Genomic DNA, 17568 nt, shown 5'->3' with positions numbered 1-17568 from the left:
GGTCCTCCGGGGCTGAGCGAATCGCTACTTGTACATGGTCTGGTTCATGGTTCCGGGCGCGTACGCGTCCGGATCGACCCACACGTTGATCAGCGACGGCAGCCCGGACTCGCGGGCCCGCTGCATGGCTGGCCCGATGTCCTTGGGGTCGCGGACCTCCTCGCCGTAGCCGCCGAGCATCTTGGCGAACTCGTCGTACTTCACGTCGCCGAGGGTGTTGCCGATCCGGCCGCGGTCGTGCCCGTACTTGGCTTCCTGGCCGTAGCGGATCTGGTTCATCGAGGAGTTGTTGCCGACCACACCGACGAACGGCAGGTTGAACCGGACCAGCGTCTCGAAGTCCCAGCCGGTGAGCGAGAAGGCGCCGTCGCCGAACAGCGCGACCACTTCTTTGTCCGGCCGCGCGTACTTGGCCGCCATCACGAACGGGATGCCGACGCCGATGGTGCCGAGCGGGCCCGGGTCCATCCAGTGGCCGGGCGACTTCGGCTGCACCACGCCACCGGAGAAGGTGACGATGTCGCCACCGTCGCCGATGTAGATCGAGTCCTCGGTGAGGAACTCGTTGATCTCGTGCGCCAGCCGGAGCGGGTGGATCGGGTTCGCGTCCGACAGCTGCCGGGGCAACCGCTTCTGGTACGCCGCGTCCTCCTCGGCGCGCAACTCGTTGAACCAGGCCTTCCGATCACCGGACTTGTTCTGCAGCCGGCCCGACGCCGCCTGGACGACAGCGGCCAGGATCGCGCCCGGGTCGCCGACCAGGCCGAGGTCGATGTCGCGGTTCTTGCCGACCGTGCGGTAGTCCATGTCGATCTGCACCACGGTCGCGTTCTTCGGCAGCCGCCGGCCGTAGCCCATCCGGAAGTCGAACGGGGTGCCGACGATCAGGATCACGTCGGCGTTGTTGAACGCGTACCGCCGGGACAGGTGGAAGTGGTGCGGGTCGCCAGGCGGCAGCGTGCCGCGGGCCGAGCCGTTCATGTACGTCGGGATGTTCAGCTGCCGTACGAAGTCGATCGCGGCGTCGGTACCCCGCGAGGTCCAGACCTGGGTGCCGAGCAGCACGGCCGGCTTCTCGGCCCGGACCAGCAGGTCGGCGAGCGCCTCGATGCTCGCTGGGTCGCCGATGCTCTTGGTCGAGGCCCGGTACCGCCCCGGCTCCGGGACGGTCGCGGAGTCGACCGGGACCGAGTTGTCCAGGATGTCCCGCGGGATCTCCAGGAACGATGGGCCCGGAGCGCCGTTGAAGCACTCGCGGAACGCCATCGAGACCATGTCGGCCACCCGCGCGGTGTGCGGCACGGTGGCGGCGAACTTGGTGATCGGCGTCATCATGTCGACGTGCGGCAGGTCCTGCAGGGACCCCATCTTGTGCTGGTTCAGCGCACCCTGGCCGCCGATCAGCAGCATCGGGCTCTCCGCCCGGAACGCGTTCGCGACCCCGGTGACGGCGTCGGTGGTGCCCGGGCCGGCGGTGACGACCGCGCAGCCGGGCTTCCCGGTCATCCGGGCGTAACCGTCGGCGGCGTGGGCGGCGACCTGCTCGTGCCGGACATCGACGACTGCGATGCCCTCGTCCACGCAGCCGTCGTAGATGTCGATGATGTGACCTCCACAGAGCGTGAAGATCACGTCGATCCCCTCAGCCTTGAGGGCTTTGGCCACCAGGTGGCCGCCCGAGATCGTCGCGGGCTGCGCCCCCGGACCGGGCTCCTCGACATCTGCGGCTGGTTGGGTCTCCGACACTGTCTGCGCCATCTGCAGTCATCTCCTCGGAAGGGCCGGGTGCGGCTTATGTGTAGATTGCATACCGTATGTGGTAGTCGTAGTCTTATCGCAAGCCACGGTGGTTGTCCAGAGTTCGAGCCTGAGGGAGCTGCGATGACGATTCATGAGGACCTCGACCGGACCCGCCGCGCGTTGCGTGAGTTGGAGAAATCCCTTGCGGCGTTGAGGAATCAGCTCGGCCCGCACCTCGACGTACTGCGGTTGATGGACGACGCGGCCCGATGCGCGGCCGACCTCGATCGGCTGGCCGAGCAGATCCGGGCACCCCACCGGCACGAGCTGGTGGTGATCCCTGACGACGATCGCGAGCACGCCCTGTGGGGCGCCGGCGACGTCGACCACGAGGGCCTCGGAGCCCCCGGCCGCCGCGCGCCGTGACCACCTCAGAACACCGCTAGACACTGCCTCAGCAGTTGTTTGAGCCGTACGTCGCGGTCGCCGTCCGTGGTCCGGGCGGCGACCGCGACCGCTTCCGCGGCGTGTTCGGGGGCGACGAAGGTCCGATAGAACGGCTCACTCAGGTTCAACCGGTCGAAAACAGGCAGCCACCAACGAGCGGCTCCCCCGGGCTCAGCGTCATCCGGCCGTTCGTTGAGCAGATACAGAGCTGTTCGATGGTCATTGGTCAGCCGCAGCTGCTCATCGCGGGTCAGTTCCCCCGGACAGCAGAGCGCCGAGGACACACAGAGAGCGACTAAGCGGGCGGACAGTTCGAAGCCAGGCCGTGCGGTCTCGAGGAACCCCGGCGCGAGCGACAGGAGCGCATGACGTCCCGCCGTACTGCTGTGGTCGTGGACCGCTCGCGCCACGGCTCCCAGGACGGGATGAACGCAACTCGGCCGATCGGTCCAGGGCTCGCGGGCCAGCTTGGACACCACTTCCAGAACGCAGGGCTCAGCACGTGCGACCCAGACATAGTCGCCCGCCCTGAGCCCTGCTTCCGTTCGGCTCACTCGCCCGGCCGGACGGCACCGGCGACCGGGGTGCCCAGCTGAGGTCGGACCGGTAGGGCAGGTCGTCCTGGTTGCTTCAGGAAACGGACGATCAGCGCGGTGAACAACCCGAGCAGCCCCGCACCCAAGAACAGCGGCCGATAGCCAACCGCCGCGACGACGCCGGCCGCGACACCGATGCCCACCAGACCACCGGCCGCCTTCGCGCTGTACAGGATCGCCTGGTTCTGCAGCAGGCTGTTCTCGCCGAAGAACTCCAGCACCAGGTTCGCCATGATCGCGTAGAACGCGCCGCCACCGAGCCCGGCGAACATCGCGCACAACACGAACGCCACACCCGCACCCGACTCGCCCGCCAGCACCAGTCCGACATGCGTGAACCCCTCGATCATCAGTACGGCGGCCAGGACCCGTCGCCGCCCGAACCGGTCGGACAGGCCGGCCGCGAACGACCGCCCGAGACCGTTGACCGCGGCAAGCAATCCGGCCGCGAATCCGGCGACCGCCGTACCGAGGTTCGCCTCGATCGCATAGCTGACGACGAACGCGATGCCGAACAGCGACAGCGCAGTACTGAGGGCCAAGGTCAACCACATCAGCGGAAGCGCACCGGTCCGCATCGCCTCGGCAGGGCGGTAGTAGCGGATCGCGGGCAGGTTGTGCGGGTAGCTCCGGTTGAGCTTGCGGTCCACGGCCCACGCCTGCGCGTCGATGTCCGCAGGCCACCAGTGCCGCGGCGGATCCTTCAGCACACCCCCGGCGGTCAGCACGACCAGCAGCGCAACCAAGGCGGTCAGGTCGAACACGAGCCGCTGCCCACCGGCCGAGTCGAAGACGGTCAGCAACGCGATGCTCGGCACTGCACCACAAGCGAATCCGCCGGTGACGAAGCCGATCGTCGCCGTCCGCCGATCGGGGAACCAGCGAGCCGCGGTCGTGATGCAAGCGGAGTACACCAAGCCGGCACCGGCACCCCCGACAACCGCATACCCGAGGACGACGACCACATAACTGTCGACATGCGCCAGCGTGGTCAACCCGACCGCCGCGAACACCCCACCCAGTACGACGAGCTGCGTCGGCGTCGCGCGCCTGACCCGGTGGATCCACGCCGCCGGGATCGCGACCAGAGCCTGGCAGGCCACGAACAGCGCGAGCAACCACATCGTCTCCACGGCGCCCCAGCTGCGGCTGGATTGCAGGCCGAGCGCGGCAGAACCGAAGGAGTACTGCAGCGGGCTGATCGCAACCATGCATGCCCAAGTGGCCCACAGTTGCCAGCGGCGCGAGTGGCCGGTCAGCTCCCGGGCATCCTCACCGATCCGGTACTGGCGGCCGTACACGTCACGCACATCCCGGGGGGTCGCGTCGGTCATGTCGCCTCCTGACTGACTACTGCATACCGTATGGGACTTTGGTACTCCCCTCGGTCACCGTTGTCCAGACCCCGGACCCTTGTGAAGATGTGTGCATACAGAATACAGTCGCCATTCAGGATCCTTCCGACCTGAGGAGCTCCCCGTGGACCTGATGGAGTACCAAGCCAAAGAACTCTTCGCCCGGCATCAGGTGCCGGTCACTCTCGGCCGGGTGGTCGAAGACCCGGCCGACGCGGCCGCTGCGGCCGAGGCACTTGGCGGCCGAGTGGTGGTCAAAGCCCAGGTGAAAACCGGTGGCCGCGGCAAGGCCGGCGGAGTGAAGCTGGCTGCCGATCCGGCCGAGGCGACCGCGCGCGCCGAGGACATCCTCGGCATGGACATCAAGGGCCACACGGTACGCCGGGTGCTGCTCGCGCCGGCGGCCCAGATCGCCGAGGAGTACTACTTCTCCTTCCTGGTCGACCGGGCCAACCGCAACTACCTGTGCATCGCGAGCACCGAGGGCGGCGTCGAGATCGAGGAGATCGCGCACACCAACCCGGACGCGATCGCCAAGGTCTCGATCGATCCGGCCATCGGCGTGGACGAGGCGAAGGCGGCCGAGATCGTCGCAGCGGCAGGGTTCCCGGCGGAGGCGGCGGACGTAGTACAGAAGCTGTGGGCCGTGTTCGTCGCGGAGGACGCGTCGCTGGTCGAGGTGAACCCGCTGGTCCAGCTCGCCGACGGCAGTCTGGAGGCGCTCGACGGCAAGGTCACCCTGGACGAGAACGCGGCGTACCGGCACCCGGACCACGCGGCCTTCGAGGACAAGGCGGCCGCCGATCCGCTGGAGGCCGCCGCACAGGAGAAGGGCCTGAACTACGTCAAGCTCGACGGCCAGGTCGGCATCATCGGCAACGGCGCGGGCCTGGTCATGTCGACCCTCGACGTCGTCGCGTACGCCGGTGAGGCGCACAGCGGAGTGAAGCCGGCCAACTTCCTCGACATCGGCGGCGGCGCCAGCGCGGAGGTGATGGCGAACGGCTTGGGCATCATCCTCGGCGACGCGCAGGTGAAGAGCGTGTTCGTCAACGTGTTCGGCGGGATCACCGCGTGCGACGCGGTCTCCAACGGCATCGTGCAGGCGCTGGAGTTGCTCGGCGAGCAAGCGAACAAGCCGCTGGTGGTCCGGTTGGACGGCAACAACGTCACCGAGGGCCGTCGGATCCTGGCGAAGGCGAACCACCCGCTGGTCACGGTGGTGGACACGATGGACGGCGCCGCGGACCGCGCCGCCGAGCTGGCCGCGCAGGCCTGAAAGGAACCGAGAAGATGGCGATCTTCCTGACCGAGCAGAGCCGGGTCATCGTGCAGGGCATGACCGGCGCCGAAGGACAGAAGCACACCAGCCGGATGCTTGCCGCAGGCACCAACATCGTCGGCGGCGTGACTCCGGGCAAGGGCGGCCAGTCGGTCGACTTCGCCAAGCGGTCGATCCCGGTCTACGGATCGTGTGCCGACGCGGTCAAGTCGGCCGGCGCCGACGTGTCGGTGGTGTTCGTGCCGCCGCGGTTCACCAAGGGCGCGGTGTTCGAAGCCGTCGATGCCGGGATCCCGCTGGTGGTGGTGATCACGGAGGGCGTACCGGTGCACGACACGGCCGAGTTCTTCGCCCACGCTCAGGCGAACGGCACCCGGATCATCGGTCCGAACTCCCCCGGACTGATCAGTCCCGGCCGCGCCAACGCCGGCATCATCCCGGCCGACATCGCCGGTCCCGGCCGGATCGGACTGGTGTCGAAGTCGGGCACGCTGACGTACCAGATGATGTACGAGCTGCGCGAGTACGGGTTCACCACCGCGATCGGCATCGGCGGCGACCCGATCATCGGGACCACCCACATCGATGCCCTGCAAGCGTTCCAGGACGACCCGGACACCGACGCGATCGTGATGATCGGCGAGATCGGCGGCGACGCCGAGGAACGGGCGGCGGCCTTCATCGCCGACCACGTGACCAAGCCGGTGTTCGGGTACGTCGCTGGGTTCACCGCGCCGGAGGGCAAGACGATGGGCCACGCCGGCGCCATCGTCTCCGGCTCGTCCGGCACCGCGGCCGCGAAACAAGAGGCCCTCGAGGCCGTCGGCGTTCGCGTGGGCAAGACCCCGTCGGAGACCGCGCAACTGATGCGCGCGGTGATGGCGGTGGAGGAGGTCGCCGTATGACCCGCCCCCGAACTGAGGGGGCAAGCCTCACCTAGGGACGACGGGGTGGCGCCGTACTGCTTCTGACCACGAGCTTGGTGGGTACGGCGACCGGGTCGTGGTGGTGTTCGCCGGCCTGGATCTCGTGGATGAGCGCGTCGACGCTGAGCCGGCCGACATCGACGAAATTCTGGAGGATCGTGGTCAGCGGCGGCCAGAAGTGCGCGGATTCCTCCATGTCATCGAAGCCCACCACGCTCACATCATCCGGCACGACGCGGCCCCGCTCGTGCAGCGCGCGGAGAACGCCGAGCGCCATCTGGTCGTTGGCGGCGAACACCGCGGTGACGTCAGGGTTCGCGGCCAGCATCCGACCGGCTTCGTACCCGGAGCTCGCCGTCCAGTCGCCGTTGAGAACTGGCGGTACCTCACAACCTCGCTGCGTCAGGGTCAGCTCCCAGGAACGCCGGCGCCGATCCGCCGCGAACGACGTCGGCGGACCGCTGACGTGCCAGACCGTCTCGTGGCCGAGATCCAGCAGGTGCTCAGTCGCCAGGCGCGCGCCCTGGGCTTGGTTGCTGTCGACGATCGGGTAGTCGTAATGGGCGCTGGAGTCGACGACGACGACCGGTAGCCCTTCGGGCAGCTGTACGCCGGCCTCGTCCAGCGTGTGCGCCTCGATGAGGATGATCACACCGTCGACCGCCTGCTCCCCCAGCCGGCTGAAGGCGTTCGTCACCGCGCGCTGGTTGACGTCCAGGACCGGCAGCAGGTTGATCGCGTAGCCGCTGACGGTTGCCGCCGCGGCGACCGCGTCGAGCGTCCGGGTGGTGCCGAAGCTGGACAGCTCGAAGACGATCACGCCGATGCTGCGGAACTGGCCGTTGCGCAACGCACGCGCCGCGCTGTTCGGCCGGTAGCCGACCTCCCGCATCGCGGCGAGCACCCGGTCCCGGGTGGCCGCGTCCACGTTGTGGCGCTCGTTCGCGACCCGTGACACGGTCTGCCCGGAAACCCCGGCCAGGCGTGCTACATCGGCCATCGACGGCCCGCGCCGCCGGCGTACCGGTGTTTCGTCCGTAGGCATCGGCACTCCCCCTTGGATGACTTGGACTATAGACATGTTGACGTAAACACGCTAGTTTCGCCGCGGTCGATGTTGACGTAAACATCGATGCAGCGAGCGGACCAGTGACAAGGAGGTCGGCGGACATATGGCCGAGTCCGTAGTACTGCGCCGACGGCGCGCGGGATTCCATCGCGACAGCAAGGGATGGATCTTCGTCGGTCCGTTCCTGGCCGTTTTCGCGCTCACCTTCCTGGCGCCGATCGGCTACGCGATCTATCTCAGCCTCTTCCGCGAGCAGGCCTTCTTCGGCGGCACCGTGTTCGTCGGCCTGGACAACTACCTCGACGTGATCCAGGACTCGAAGTTCTGGGAGGCGTTCGGCCGGGTGCTCCTGTTCCTGGTCGTGCAGGTGCCGATCATGTTGGTGCTGGCCTTGCTGGCCGCGCTCGCGATCGACAGCGCCCGGCTGCACGGCGCGAACTTCTTCCGGATCGTGATCTTTCTGCCGTACGCCGTCCCCGGCGTGGTCGCGGTGCTGATGTGGGGCTACATCTACGGCAACAACTTCGGGCTGGCGGCCGACCTGAACGATCTGCTCGGCAGCACCTCGATCGTGCCGCTCAGCGCCCGCTGGATGCTGCCCTCGATCGCGAACATCGTCACCTGGGAGTTCGTCGGCTACAACATGCTCATCTTCTACTCGGCGCTGCGGACGGTGCCCGAGGAGCTGTACGAGGCGGCCGCGATCGACGGCGCGGGGACGATCCGCACCATCCGGGCGGTCAAGCTCCCGGCGCTCCGCGGCGCGATCGTGATCGCCACCATCTTCTCGATCATCGGCAGCTTCCAGCTGTTCAACGAGCCCAACATCCTGCGCACCTTGGCGCCGAACGTCATCACCACCTACTTCACGCCGAACATGTACGCCTACAACCTGTCCTTCGCCGGCCAGCAGTTCAACTACTCCGCCACGGTCGCGATCGTGATGGGTGTCATCACGGCCGTGATCGCCTACGTCGTCCAGCTGCGCGGCTCCCGGGAGGCGATGTGAGTACCACGACGCTGCTGCGGTCCCGGCCGTCCCGGCCGCTGAAGGGAGGCGGTGTGAGTAGGACATCACCGCTCAAGCCCCGTCGCTCACGGCTGCTGACCGGCATGATGCTGCTGTACCTCGTGTACACGCTGGTGCCGCTGCTGTGGCTGTTGCTCAGCGCAACCAAGACCCAGGACGATCTGCTGTCCAGCCCGGGTCTGTGGTTCGGCAAGACGTTCGCGCTGTTCAGCAACATCCAGGACACGTTGACCTACGACGACGGCATCTTCCTGCGCTGGCTCGGCAACACGCTGCTATACGTGGTGGTCGGCGCCGGCGGGGCGACCCTGCTCGCGACCGCGGCCGGCTACGGGTTGGCGAAGTACAAGTTTGCGGGGCGTCGCGCCGTCTTCGCAGTACTGCTGGGCGCGGTCGCAGTCCCTGGTACGGCGCTCGCAGTCCCCACGTTCCTGATGTTCTCCAACCTCGGGCTGACGAACACGGTCTGGGCCATCATCATCCCGTCTTTGGTGAGCCCGTTCGGCCTTTATCTGATGTGGGTTTACGCGTCGGACGCCATACCTCACGACCTGCTCGAAGCGGCCCGGATCGACGGCGCCGGGGAGATCCGGATCTTCTTCACGGTGGCGCTGCGGCTGCTCGTCCCGGGTGTCGTGACGGTGCTGCTGTTCGCGGTGGTGGCGACCTGGAACAACTACTTCCTGCCGCTGATCATGCTCAGCAAACCGAACCTCTACCCGCTCACCGTGGGGCTCACCCAGTGGAGCAACCAGGCGACCGGCGTCGGCGCGCGGCCCATCTACAACCTGGTGATCACCGGGTCGCTGCTGACCATCGTGCCGCTGGTGATCGCCTTCCTCTTTCTTCAGCGGTTCTGGCAGTCCGGCCTGAGCGCAGGCAGCGTCAAACAGTGAAGTGTCAAACAGTGAAGGGAATGACCCGATGAGACCTGGAGTCTGGCGGGGGGTTCTGGCCGCGGTCGTCCTGGTGACCGGCGCGGTGACCCTCCCCGCAACCGCCTCACCTACGACCAAACCATCGATCACGACCGACTTCCGCGGGGTGAACTGGGCCGACCCGCGGGACAACTACGCCGCGGACGAGGTCGTGCCGTCCGGTCTGAGCACCGACGACGACTACGCGACCACCTACCGCAAGGCCACCGGCATCCTGCTGGAGTTCCGCCATGAGTTGAAGGCGAACACGGTCCGGTTGCCGATCAACCCCACGAGTGTCGGGACGGACTGGTGGGCGTCTTACCAGGGTGCGATCGACGCTGCCACCGCCAACGGCTTCAAGGTGATCCTCAGCTACTGGGAGGCGAACAACGCCAAGGATGGGCGGGTCGACGACCCGGCCGCCTTCGAGGCCATGTGGAACATCGTGGTCGCCAAGTACGGCAAGAACCCGAAGGTGTACTTCGAGCCGATGAACGAGCCGTTCGGCTACTCGCTCGACGAGTGGGTCTCCCTGACGTCGTCCTGGCTGGCAAGGCACAGCGCCGTACCCCGTGGCCGGGTGGTCATCTCGGGCACCGGCTACAACGACAACGTGACCGGGGTGGGTGCGGCACCGCAGCTGAAGGGCACGCTGCTTTCCCTGCACTTCTACGGCTTCTGGGCTTCCGACGAGACGGAGGCGGCGTGGCTGGCGAACCTGCGGCCGCGCATCGGTGAGTACGGCTGGCGGACGCTGATCGACGAGGCCGGTTCGCCGATGACGATCGGCCTGAACTACGGCAACCACGAGGGCAACGTCTATACGTCGTACCTCGCCGCTCTCACCCAGACGGCGCGCGAGCAGAAGATGGGGATCGTCTACTGGCCGGGCCTGCGCAACGGCGACTCCTACTCGATGACGACGCAGGTCGGCCCCGCGGACCTCGAGGTCAACAGCCGGAGCGGCCTGGACCAGCTGTGGTGGGGCTGGGGTCTGCTCAAGAAGGAGCCGAGCAACGACCTGCCGCCGGCGCCTCCGGGCGAGCCGCTGCGTGGTGTCGCCAGTGGCCGGTGTGTCGACGTACCAGGCTTCTCGACAGCACCCGGTACGGCGCTCGACCTGTGGGACTGCAACAACGGTGGCAACCAGTCGTGGAACTACACGGCCGAGAAGCAGCTGACCGTCTACGCCGACAAGTGCATGACGATCGGCGGCGACGGAGCCGGCGCCGGCAGCCCGGTGATCATCGACAACTGCACCGGTGCGCCCAACCAGGCCTGGGAACTCAACGCCGACCTCTCGGTCAGCAGCGTCGCCCATCCCGACCTCTGCCTCGATGCCGCGGGTGCCGGCACGGGCAACGGGACAGCGGTCGACGTCTGGTACTGCAACGGCCAGGCCAACCAGCAGTGGACGCGGTCATAGCGATGCGTCAGAACAGTGAAAGTGAAAGGAACACCATGAAGACCAGTCATCGGCGCAGCGTCAGGCGGCTCGTGCTCGCCACCGCTGCCGTCACGGCGGCCACGGTTCTGCTGGCCGCCTGCGGAGGATCGGACGACTCCGGCGGCAGCGCCCAGCCGCAGGGGTCGCCGGACGCCGTGAACGCCGCCCTGGAGAAGGGCGGCACCATCACCTACTGGAGCTGGACTCCCTCCGCCGAGGCGCAGGTGGCCGCGTTCCAGAAGGAGTACCCGAACGTCAAGGTGAACCTGGTCAACGCCGGTACCGGCAACGACCACTACACCAAGCTGCAGAACGCCATCAAGGCCGGCTCCGGAGCACCGGACGTCGCGCAGATCGAGTACCAGGCGCTGCCGCAGTTCGCGCTGCCCGGTTCGCTGGTCGACCTCCGTGAGTACGGCTTCAACACGTACGAATCCGCCTACACCGCGTCGACCTGGACCGCCGTACACGCCGGCGACGGCCTCTACGGTCTGCCGCAGGACTCGGGCCCGATGGCGCTGTTCTACAACAAGGAAGTCTTCGACAAGTACGGCATCACCGTGCCGAAGACCTGGGACGAGTACGTCGCCGCGGGCAAGAAGCTGCACGCTGCCGACCCGAAGAAGTACATCACCAACGACAGTGGTGACGCGGGCTTCACCACCAGCATGATCTGGCAGGCGGGCGGCAAGCCGTTCAGCACCGACGGCAAGAACGTCAGCATCAACCTGCAGGACGACGGGACGAAGAAGTGGACCGGCGTCTGGGACCAGCTCGTCACGGGTGGTCTGGTGGGGAACATTCCCGGCTGGACCGACGAGTGGTTCAAGGCGCTCGGCGACGGCACCATCGCGTCGCTTCCGACCGGCGCGTGGATGCCGGGTGTGATGGAGGCGTCGGTCAAGGCCGGTGCGGGCAAGTGGCGGGTCGCGCCGATGCCGACGTACGACGGACAGCCGGCGACGGCGGAGAACGGCGGCAGCACCCAGTCGGTGCTCAAGCAGAGCGCCAACCCCGCGCTGGCGGCCGCCTTCGTCAAGTGGCTGAACCACGACGGTGGCGTGAAGCCATTCCTGGCCAGCGGCGGTTTCCCGTCGACCACGGCCGACCTCAAGGACGCCACGTTCGTGGACAAGCCGAGCGCGTACTTCGGTGGGCAGCAGATCAACCAGGTCCTCACCGGCTCGGCCGACTCGGTGGTCAAGGGCTGGAGCTACCTGCCGTTCCAGCTGTACGCCAACACCATCTTCGGTGACACCGTCGGCAAGTCGTACCAGGCCAAGTCCGAGCTGAACACCGGGCTGAAGGCGTGGCAGGACGCGCTGGTGACGTACGGAAACCAGCAGGGCTTCCAGACCAACGGTTAGAAGTTTTGGGTTTGAAGGGGATACATGTTCGCGATCGGTGAGTCCGATTTCCTTCTCGACGGCAAGCCGTTCCGGATCCTGTCCGGGGCGCTGCACTACTTCCGCGTGCACCCGGACTCCTGGGCGGACCGGATCGAGAAGGCGCGGTCGATGGGCCTGAACACCATCGAGACGTACGTGCCGTGGAACGCCCACAGCCCACGTCCCGGGGAGTTCGGCACCGAGGGGATGCTCGACCTCGAGCGCTTCCTGCGGTGTATCGCCGACGCGGGCATGTACGCGATCGTCCGGCCCGGTCCGTACATCTGTGCGGAGTGGGACAACGGCGGCCTCCCCGCCTGGCTCTTCCAGGGGTCAGGCGTGGGGGTCCGCCGGTACGAGAAGCAGTTCATGGCAGCGGTCACCGAGTACCTGGAGCACGTACTGCGGATCGTGCAGCCGCTACAGGTCGACCAGGGTGGGCCGGTCTTGCTCGTCCAGGTCGAGAACGAGTACGGCGCGTTCGGCGACGACCCGACGTACCTGAAGGCGCTGGTCGAGGTGATCCGGGGCGCCGGGATCACGGTGCCGCTGGTGACTGTGGACCAGCCGGTCGACGAGATGCTGGCGGCCGGCGGTCTGGACGGCGTACTCCGGACTGGTTCGTTCGGGTCACGGGTTGCGGAACGGCTCGAGACCCTGCGGACGCACCAGCCGTCCGGACCGTTGATGTGTATGGAGTTCTGGGACGGCTGGTTCGACCACTGGGGCGGGCGGCACCACACCACGGGGGTCGACGAGGCCGCCGCGGAACTGGACGCGTTGCTGGCCGCCGGGGCATCGGTCAACATCTACATGGTCCACGGCGGCACGAACTTCGGGCTGACCAGTGGCGCCAACGACAAGGGCGTGTACCGGCCGACGATCACCTCCTACGACTACGACGCCCCGCTGGACGAGGCCGGCCACCCGACCGCGAAGTACTACGCGTTCCGGGAGGTCATCTCCCGGTACGCACCGGTGCCGGCCGTTCCCGCTCAGCGGCCGGCGTTCTCCGCCCCGGAGCAGCAGGTGGCTCTGGGGTCGCCGATCCGGCTGCTCGCGAACCCGGACGCCTGGGGTGTGTGGAGTCAGCACGAGTCGATGCCGTCGCTCGAGGATGTTGATGCGCGGCTTGCGCTCTTCCGGACCTCGATCGATGTCGATGGCGGTCCGGCGTTGCTCACTGTCGGCGAGGTCCGGGATCGGGCCACGGTGTTTCTGGACGGCGACCCGGTGGGTGTGTTGGACCGGGAACGGCATGACCAGGCGATCATGTTGCCTCGCGGCCGTGGCCGGCTCGAGCTGGTCGTCGAGGATCAGGGGCGGGTCAACTACGGCGCCCGTATCGGCGAGGCCAAGGGGTTGGTGGGTCCGATCAGGTTGGGCTCGGAACCGTTGACTTCTTGGTCGGCGTGCGCGATCGATCTGGACGGCGTACCTCGGTTGTGGGAGTCCGGTGGGACAGACTCGCGGCCGGGTGTCGGACCTGTTGCCTGGCGGGCGTTCTTCGAGGCGGACGAGTCCGTGGACCACTTCCTCCACACCGATGCGTGGGGCAAGGGCATTGCCTGGATCAACGGCTTCTGCCTCGGACGATACTGGCGTCGGGGCCCACAGCAAACTCTTTTCGTACCCGGACCCGTGGTACGGGCCGGGGGCAACGAACTCGTCGTACTGGAGCTCGACGTGATCGCCGAGCCGGTGGCACGTTTCGGGCCGGGCTTGGCGCTGGGGCCGATCGAGTTGTGATTGGAACAGGTGGGTCCGGAGGGCATCGGCAGGGCGCGCTCCGGACCCGCCTGGTCTAGGGGGTGGGGGCCGGGGTGGGGGCCGGGGTGGAGGCTGCCGTGGGGGCGTGGGCGAGTTTCTCTGTGCCGGTCCCGTTGCCGATCTTGGTGGCCAGCAGATCGGCGACCGCGTGGACGGCCCGCAGCGTCGGCGCCGGCGTACCGGTGAGGTCGGCCAGCTCGACCACAGCGGCGAGGATCACGTCGAGTTCGAGGGGTTTGTCCTTCTCCAGGTCCTGCAGCATCGACGTCTTGTGTTCGCCGACGCGTTCGGCGCCGTCGATCCGTTTGTCCACCGAGATGGCGGGTTCGCAGCCGACAGCACGGGCGATCTCCAGCGACTCCTCCATCATCAGCCGGACCATCGCGCGCGTCCCGGAGTGCTTGGCGATCTCCACCATCGTGGCCCGGGCCAGCGCGCTGATCGGGTTGAACGCGGCGTTGCCGAGCAGCTTGATCCAGATGTCCTTGCGGACGTCGGCCTCGACCGGGCACTTCAGCCCGCCGGCCACCATCGCCGCACTGAACTCGAGGCAGCGTTCGCTCTGCCCGCCGCCCGGTTCGCCGATGGAGAACCGGGTGCCCTCCAGGTGCCGGACCACCCCCGGCCCGTCGAGCTCGGTCGAGCAGTACACGACACAGCCGATCGCGCGATCCAGGGACAGCACCCGAGTCACTTCGCCACCAGGATCGACCGACTCGATCCGGCGGCCTTCGTACGGACCTGGGAGGCCGTGGAAGTACCACCAGGGGATGCCGTTCTGGGCGGCGATGACCGCCGTTTTGCCGTGTAGCAAGGGTTCCAGCAGTGGTCCGGCCGAGGCGTAGGAGTTCGCCTTGAGGCCGAGGAACACGTAGTCGACCGGTCCGATCTCGGTGGTGTCGTCGGTGGCCGGCGTACGGGCGAGCCAGTCGCCGCGTGGGCTGTGGACCTGGACACCGCCCTTCCGGATCGCGTCGAGATGGGCGCCGCGGGCAACGAGATGGACCTCGGTCCCGCCGCGATGCAGGGCCGCCCCGACATACGCGCCGATCGCACCGGCGCCAAGTACTGCAACACGCATGATGGGTCCCGCCTTTCGGTGGGGCTCGGTATACGGCATACAGTAGGCCGCGACCCGAACCCGGTCAAGGCATGACAAACCTCACAAGTTCGGCAAACGCTCGCCGCTTCGCACTCCCCATCGGCCGGCCCCGCTCTGCACCAACCTGCCCGGAGGAATCGACCGAATCCGGGTTGGGTCCTCGCTGGAACCTCGGTCAAGAAGTGGGGGGCTTGAACATGAAATAGCCAGTTCACGGTCACCGGTTGTTGTTCAAGGTCGCGGGTTCTCGCGGGCGGGGACGGGATTCGGGTGCCCGGGGCGGTGACCGCGGGCCGGTTTGGGGGTGGGTGGTTGGTGATGGGGGCGCCTAGTTGTGGGTGGAGCGGAGGGCTTGGGCTAGGGCTTCTAGGGCGGGGAGGGCGTTGATGATGGTTTGGGCCGTCGTCTCGGGGAGTTGGTCCAGGCAGGCGGCGATGGCTTCGGTGCGGTGGTGTTTGATGCGGTCGGAGAGTTCGCGGCCGGCTTCGGTGGATTCGACCTGGATGGCACGGAGGTCGGCGGGGTTGGGGTCGCGCTGGATCAGGCCCAGCTCGGTCAGTTTGCCGATCACCCGGGACAGCATGGTCGGGTTCAGGCCCTCCAGTTGGGCCAGTTCGGTCAGCCCGAGGGGGCCGCGGAACACGATCAGGCCGAGCACGGACGCCTGAGTCGGCGTCAGGCCCTCGCTGGTCGCGGTGGTGTTGAGCTCCCGGGCGAGCTTGGAGATCACGCCGCGCAGCTTGTTCAGCGTCTCGGTGTCGGACATATCAAACCCCTTTATTGCCTGCTGGCAAGCAATGTACTGTGGAACCCGATGGATCGCCCGAGTCTTCCAGCAGCCGGCGTCGAAAACCCCGACGCCGCTGCCGCCATAGCCTCGGAGCCCGCCGCCATCGCCTCGGAACCCGCCGAATCAGCCTCGGAGCCCGCTGGGGATGAGCCGCGTCGGCATCGGTGGCTGGTGTTCGGCATCGTTTCCATCGCCCTTCTGATGGCGTCCATCGACCAGACGATCGTGGCGACCGCGCTCAACGCTATCCAGCGGGACCTGGGCGCGCAGCTGAACTGGAGCGGGTGGACGATCACGATCTACGCGCTCGGCCAGATCATCGCGATGCCCCTGGCCGGGCGGCTCGGGGATCAGTTCGGGCGGAAGCGGATCTTCATCGGCGCCGCGGTTCTGTTCACGGTCGCGTCGCTGGCGTGCAGCCTGGCCGACAACATCTATCTGCTGGTGGTGTGCCGCGCGTTCCAGGCCCTCGGCGGCGGCGCGTTCATGCCGACCGCGACCGGGATCGTGGCCGAGCAGTTCGGCCGGAACCGGGATCGCGCGGTCGGGATGTTCACCAGCATCTTCCCGATCGGCGGCATCCTCGGCCCGATCGTCGGCGGCGTGATCGTCACCTACTGGTCCTGGCGGGAGATCTTCCTGGTCAACGTCCCGGCCGGCGTGCTGCTGATCGTGCTCGGCGCCAGGTTCATCCCGCGGAGCGTGCGGACCCGGGGCGCCCACATCGATCTGGTCGGCGCCGGCCTGCTGGCGTTGACGATCCTGTGCGGCATGTTCGGGATCAGCCTGCTCGGCAGCCGCGGTACGGAGCCGACCGACCCGTTCTTCATCGCGGCCGAAGTACTGGCCCTCGTGTTCGGGTTCGTGTTCATTCGGCACGCGCACCGGGCCGCGGCGCCGTTCATCCCGATCCGGTTGCTGCGCGGTCGTGGGTTCGGCGTGATGAACGCGATCAACCTGATGTACGGCGCCGCCGTGCTCGGGTTCGGCGCCCTGGTCCCGTTGTACGCCGAATCGCGGTACGGGATCCAGCCGTTGGAGGCCGGGACGTTGCTGACGGCAAGGGCCGTCGGGATGATCTGCGTCGCCGGGCTGGCCGTGTTCGCGCTCCGCCGGACCGGGTACCGGTCGCCGATGATCGGCGGCATCCTGATGGTCGCGGGTGGCATGTCGGTGATGGCGCTCGCACCGCACGGGATGACGCCGTACGCCTGGCTCGCGGCGGCGGCTGGGGTGACCGGGATCGGGATGGGCCTGTCCATCCCCGCCTCGAACAACGCCAGTTTGCAGTTGGCTCCCGATCAGATCTCGGCGATCGCGGGCTTGCGCGGCATGTTCCGCCAGTCCGGCGGCATCATCGCGGTCTCGGTGACGACGACGATGCTGTCACACAGCGCCAACGCGGGCGTCGCGCAGGCGCACACCTTCGTCGTCTTCGCCGCCCTTCTCGTCCTGATCGTCCCGTTCACCCTGATGGTCCCCGACCACCGCGGCTCCTGGTGACCGCGCCGTGACCAGGCGGCTGCGAATCGTCCGGACACCGACCCAGCGGGGCGGGGGAAATCGTGCTACCGTTTTCCCTGGTTGCTGGCTTTACAGTTCCACGTTCGTTCACGAAACGCCCGCGGAGATTGTGATCCGCCGGGCGTTTTTCTCATATCCGGGCCTTGGTCCGAGTGGGAGGGCTCGTGGCGGCAACCCTGGTG

The 17568-nt window shown here is 67.5% G+C and carries 15 protein-coding genes; 9 read left to right on the top strand and 6 right to left on the bottom strand.

Annotation, left to right across the window (positions count from 1 at the left end):
- Positions 1-24: 24 nt before the first annotated feature.
- Positions 25-1758, bottom strand: a complete 1734-nt coding sequence (locus EV643_RS19740; RefSeq protein WP_202869640.1) for a thiamine pyrophosphate-binding protein — start codon at positions 1756-1758, stop codon at positions 25-27.
- A gap of 123 nt (positions 1759-1881) precedes the next feature.
- On the opposite strand from EV643_RS19740, the gene EV643_RS19735 reads away from it, so the two are divergent.
- Positions 1882-2166 (top strand): Rv0250c family protein, encoded by a 285-nt coding sequence (locus EV643_RS19735; RefSeq protein ID WP_133801570.1) that lies wholly within the window; start codon positions 1882-1884, stop codon positions 2164-2166.
- Between the two features lie 5 nt (positions 2167-2171).
- Here the strand turns inward: EV643_RS19735 and EV643_RS19730 are convergent, their stop codons facing one another.
- Positions 2172-2597: a hypothetical protein gene (locus EV643_RS19730; protein WP_133801569.1), complete on the bottom strand. Its 426-nt coding sequence runs from the start codon at positions 2595-2597 to the stop codon at positions 2172-2174.
- Positions 2598-2737: 140 nt separating this feature from the next.
- Positions 2738-4117, bottom strand: coding sequence for an MFS transporter (locus EV643_RS19725; protein WP_133801568.1), 1380 nt, complete (start codon positions 4115-4117; stop codon positions 2738-2740).
- Positions 4118-4262: 145 nt separating this feature from the next.
- Here EV643_RS19725 and sucC point away from each other — a divergent pair, with 145 nt between their 5' ends.
- Both sucC and sucD read left to right on the top strand, forming a co-directional pair.
- Complete coding sequence (gene sucC, locus EV643_RS19720) at positions 4263-5417, top strand: ADP-forming succinate--CoA ligase subunit beta (protein WP_133801567.1); 1155 nt, start codon at positions 4263-4265, stop codon at positions 5415-5417.
- 14 nt (positions 5418-5431) lie between these two features.
- On the top strand, positions 5432-6325 hold the full coding sequence (gene sucD / locus EV643_RS19715) for a succinate--CoA ligase subunit alpha (RefSeq protein WP_133801566.1): 894 nt from the start codon (positions 5432-5434) through the stop codon (positions 6323-6325).
- A 31-nt stretch (positions 6326-6356) separates the two neighbouring features.
- Here the strand turns inward: sucD and EV643_RS19710 are convergent, their stop codons facing one another.
- On the bottom strand, positions 6357-7391 hold the full coding sequence (locus EV643_RS19710; protein ID WP_133801565.1) for a LacI family DNA-binding transcriptional regulator: 1035 nt from the start codon (positions 7389-7391) through the stop codon (positions 6357-6359).
- 127 nt (positions 7392-7518) lie between these two features.
- Here EV643_RS19710 and EV643_RS19705 point away from each other — a divergent pair, with 127 nt between their 5' ends.
- From EV643_RS19705 to EV643_RS19685, 5 genes are read left to right on the top strand one after another with little or no spacing between them, the layout of a single operon-like run.
- Positions 7519-8424, top strand: a complete 906-nt coding sequence (locus EV643_RS19705) for a carbohydrate ABC transporter permease (protein ID WP_166665508.1) — start codon at positions 7519-7521, stop codon at positions 8422-8424.
- 53 nt (positions 8425-8477) lie between these two features.
- Entirely contained in the window at positions 8478-9341 is an 864-nt protein-coding gene (locus EV643_RS19700) for a carbohydrate ABC transporter permease (protein ID WP_238165680.1), read from the top strand.
- A 28-nt stretch (positions 9342-9369) separates the two neighbouring features.
- Positions 9370-10791, top strand: a complete 1422-nt coding sequence (locus EV643_RS19695; RefSeq protein WP_133801564.1) for a ricin-type beta-trefoil lectin domain protein — start codon at positions 9370-9372, stop codon at positions 10789-10791.
- A 35-nt stretch (positions 10792-10826) separates the two neighbouring features.
- The gene (locus tag EV643_RS19690) at positions 10827-12179 is read left to right on the top strand and encodes an ABC transporter substrate-binding protein (protein WP_133801563.1); all 1353 of its coding nucleotides are present in this window, start codon (positions 10827-10829) and stop codon (positions 12177-12179) included.
- Positions 12180-12203: 24 nt separating this feature from the next.
- Positions 12204-13949 carry a glycoside hydrolase family 35 protein gene (locus tag EV643_RS19685; RefSeq protein WP_133801562.1) on the top strand — a complete coding sequence of 582 codons (1746 nt, stop codon included), beginning with the start codon at positions 12204-12206 and terminating at the stop codon, positions 13947-13949.
- A gap of 55 nt (positions 13950-14004) precedes the next feature.
- Here the strand turns inward: EV643_RS19685 and EV643_RS19680 are convergent, their stop codons facing one another.
- The gene (locus EV643_RS19680) at positions 14005-15051 is read right to left on the bottom strand and encodes a 2-dehydropantoate 2-reductase (protein ID WP_133801561.1); all 1047 of its coding nucleotides are present in this window, start codon (positions 15049-15051) and stop codon (positions 14005-14007) included.
- Between the two features lie 349 nt (positions 15052-15400).
- The gene (locus EV643_RS19675; RefSeq protein WP_133801560.1) at positions 15401-15838 is read right to left on the bottom strand and encodes a MarR family winged helix-turn-helix transcriptional regulator; all 438 of its coding nucleotides are present in this window, start codon (positions 15836-15838) and stop codon (positions 15401-15403) included.
- A gap of 48 nt (positions 15839-15886) precedes the next feature.
- On the opposite strand from EV643_RS19675, the gene EV643_RS19670 reads away from it, so the two are divergent.
- Complete coding sequence (locus EV643_RS19670) at positions 15887-17365, top strand: MFS transporter (protein ID WP_133801559.1); 1479 nt, start codon at positions 15887-15889, stop codon at positions 17363-17365.
- Positions 17366-17568: the final 203 nt, after the last annotated feature.

Source organism: Kribbella caucasensis, from assembly GCF_004361855.1.
Lineage (GTDB): Bacteria > Actinomycetota > Actinomycetes > Propionibacteriales > Kribbellaceae > Kribbella > Kribbella caucasensis.
Note: the sequence above shows the minus strand (reverse complement) of the source record. Positions and strands in the feature narration are given on the sequence as shown.

What these genes read in the sequence shown, in the direction of transcription:
- EV643_RS19735 (WP_133801570.1), top strand. Translation starts at nt 1,882, where the DNA reads ATGACGATTCATGAGGACCTCGACCGGACCCGCCGCGCGTTGCGTGAG.
- EV643_RS19710 (WP_133801565.1), bottom strand. Translation starts at nt 7,391, where the DNA reads ATGCCTACGGACGAAACACCGGTACGCCGGCGGCGCGGGCCGTCGATG.
- EV643_RS19740 (WP_202869640.1), bottom strand. Translation starts at nt 1,758, where the DNA reads ATGGCGCAGACAGTGTCGGAGACCCAACCAGCCGCAGATGTCGAGGAG.
- EV643_RS19680 (WP_133801561.1), bottom strand. Translation starts at nt 15,051, where the DNA reads ATGCGTGTTGCAGTACTTGGCGCCGGTGCGATCGGCGCGTATGTCGGG.
- EV643_RS19690 (WP_133801563.1), top strand. Translation starts at nt 10,827, where the DNA reads ATGAAGACCAGTCATCGGCGCAGCGTCAGGCGGCTCGTGCTCGCCACC.
- EV643_RS19685 (WP_133801562.1), top strand. Translation starts at nt 12,204, where the DNA reads ATGTTCGCGATCGGTGAGTCCGATTTCCTTCTCGACGGCAAGCCGTTC.
- EV643_RS19725 (WP_133801568.1), bottom strand. Translation starts at nt 4,117, where the DNA reads ATGACCGACGCGACCCCCCGGGATGTGCGTGACGTGTACGGCCGCCAG.
- EV643_RS19705 (WP_166665508.1), top strand. Translation starts at nt 7,519, where the DNA reads ATGGCCGAGTCCGTAGTACTGCGCCGACGGCGCGCGGGATTCCATCGC.
- EV643_RS19695 (WP_133801564.1), top strand. Translation starts at nt 9,370, where the DNA reads ATGAGACCTGGAGTCTGGCGGGGGGTTCTGGCCGCGGTCGTCCTGGTG.
- EV643_RS19675 (WP_133801560.1), bottom strand. Translation starts at nt 15,838, where the DNA reads ATGTCCGACACCGAGACGCTGAACAAGCTGCGCGGCGTGATCTCCAAG.
- sucD (WP_133801566.1), top strand. Translation starts at nt 5,432, where the DNA reads ATGGCGATCTTCCTGACCGAGCAGAGCCGGGTCATCGTGCAGGGCATG.
- EV643_RS19670 (WP_133801559.1), top strand. Translation starts at nt 15,887, where the DNA reads ATGGATCGCCCGAGTCTTCCAGCAGCCGGCGTCGAAAACCCCGACGCC.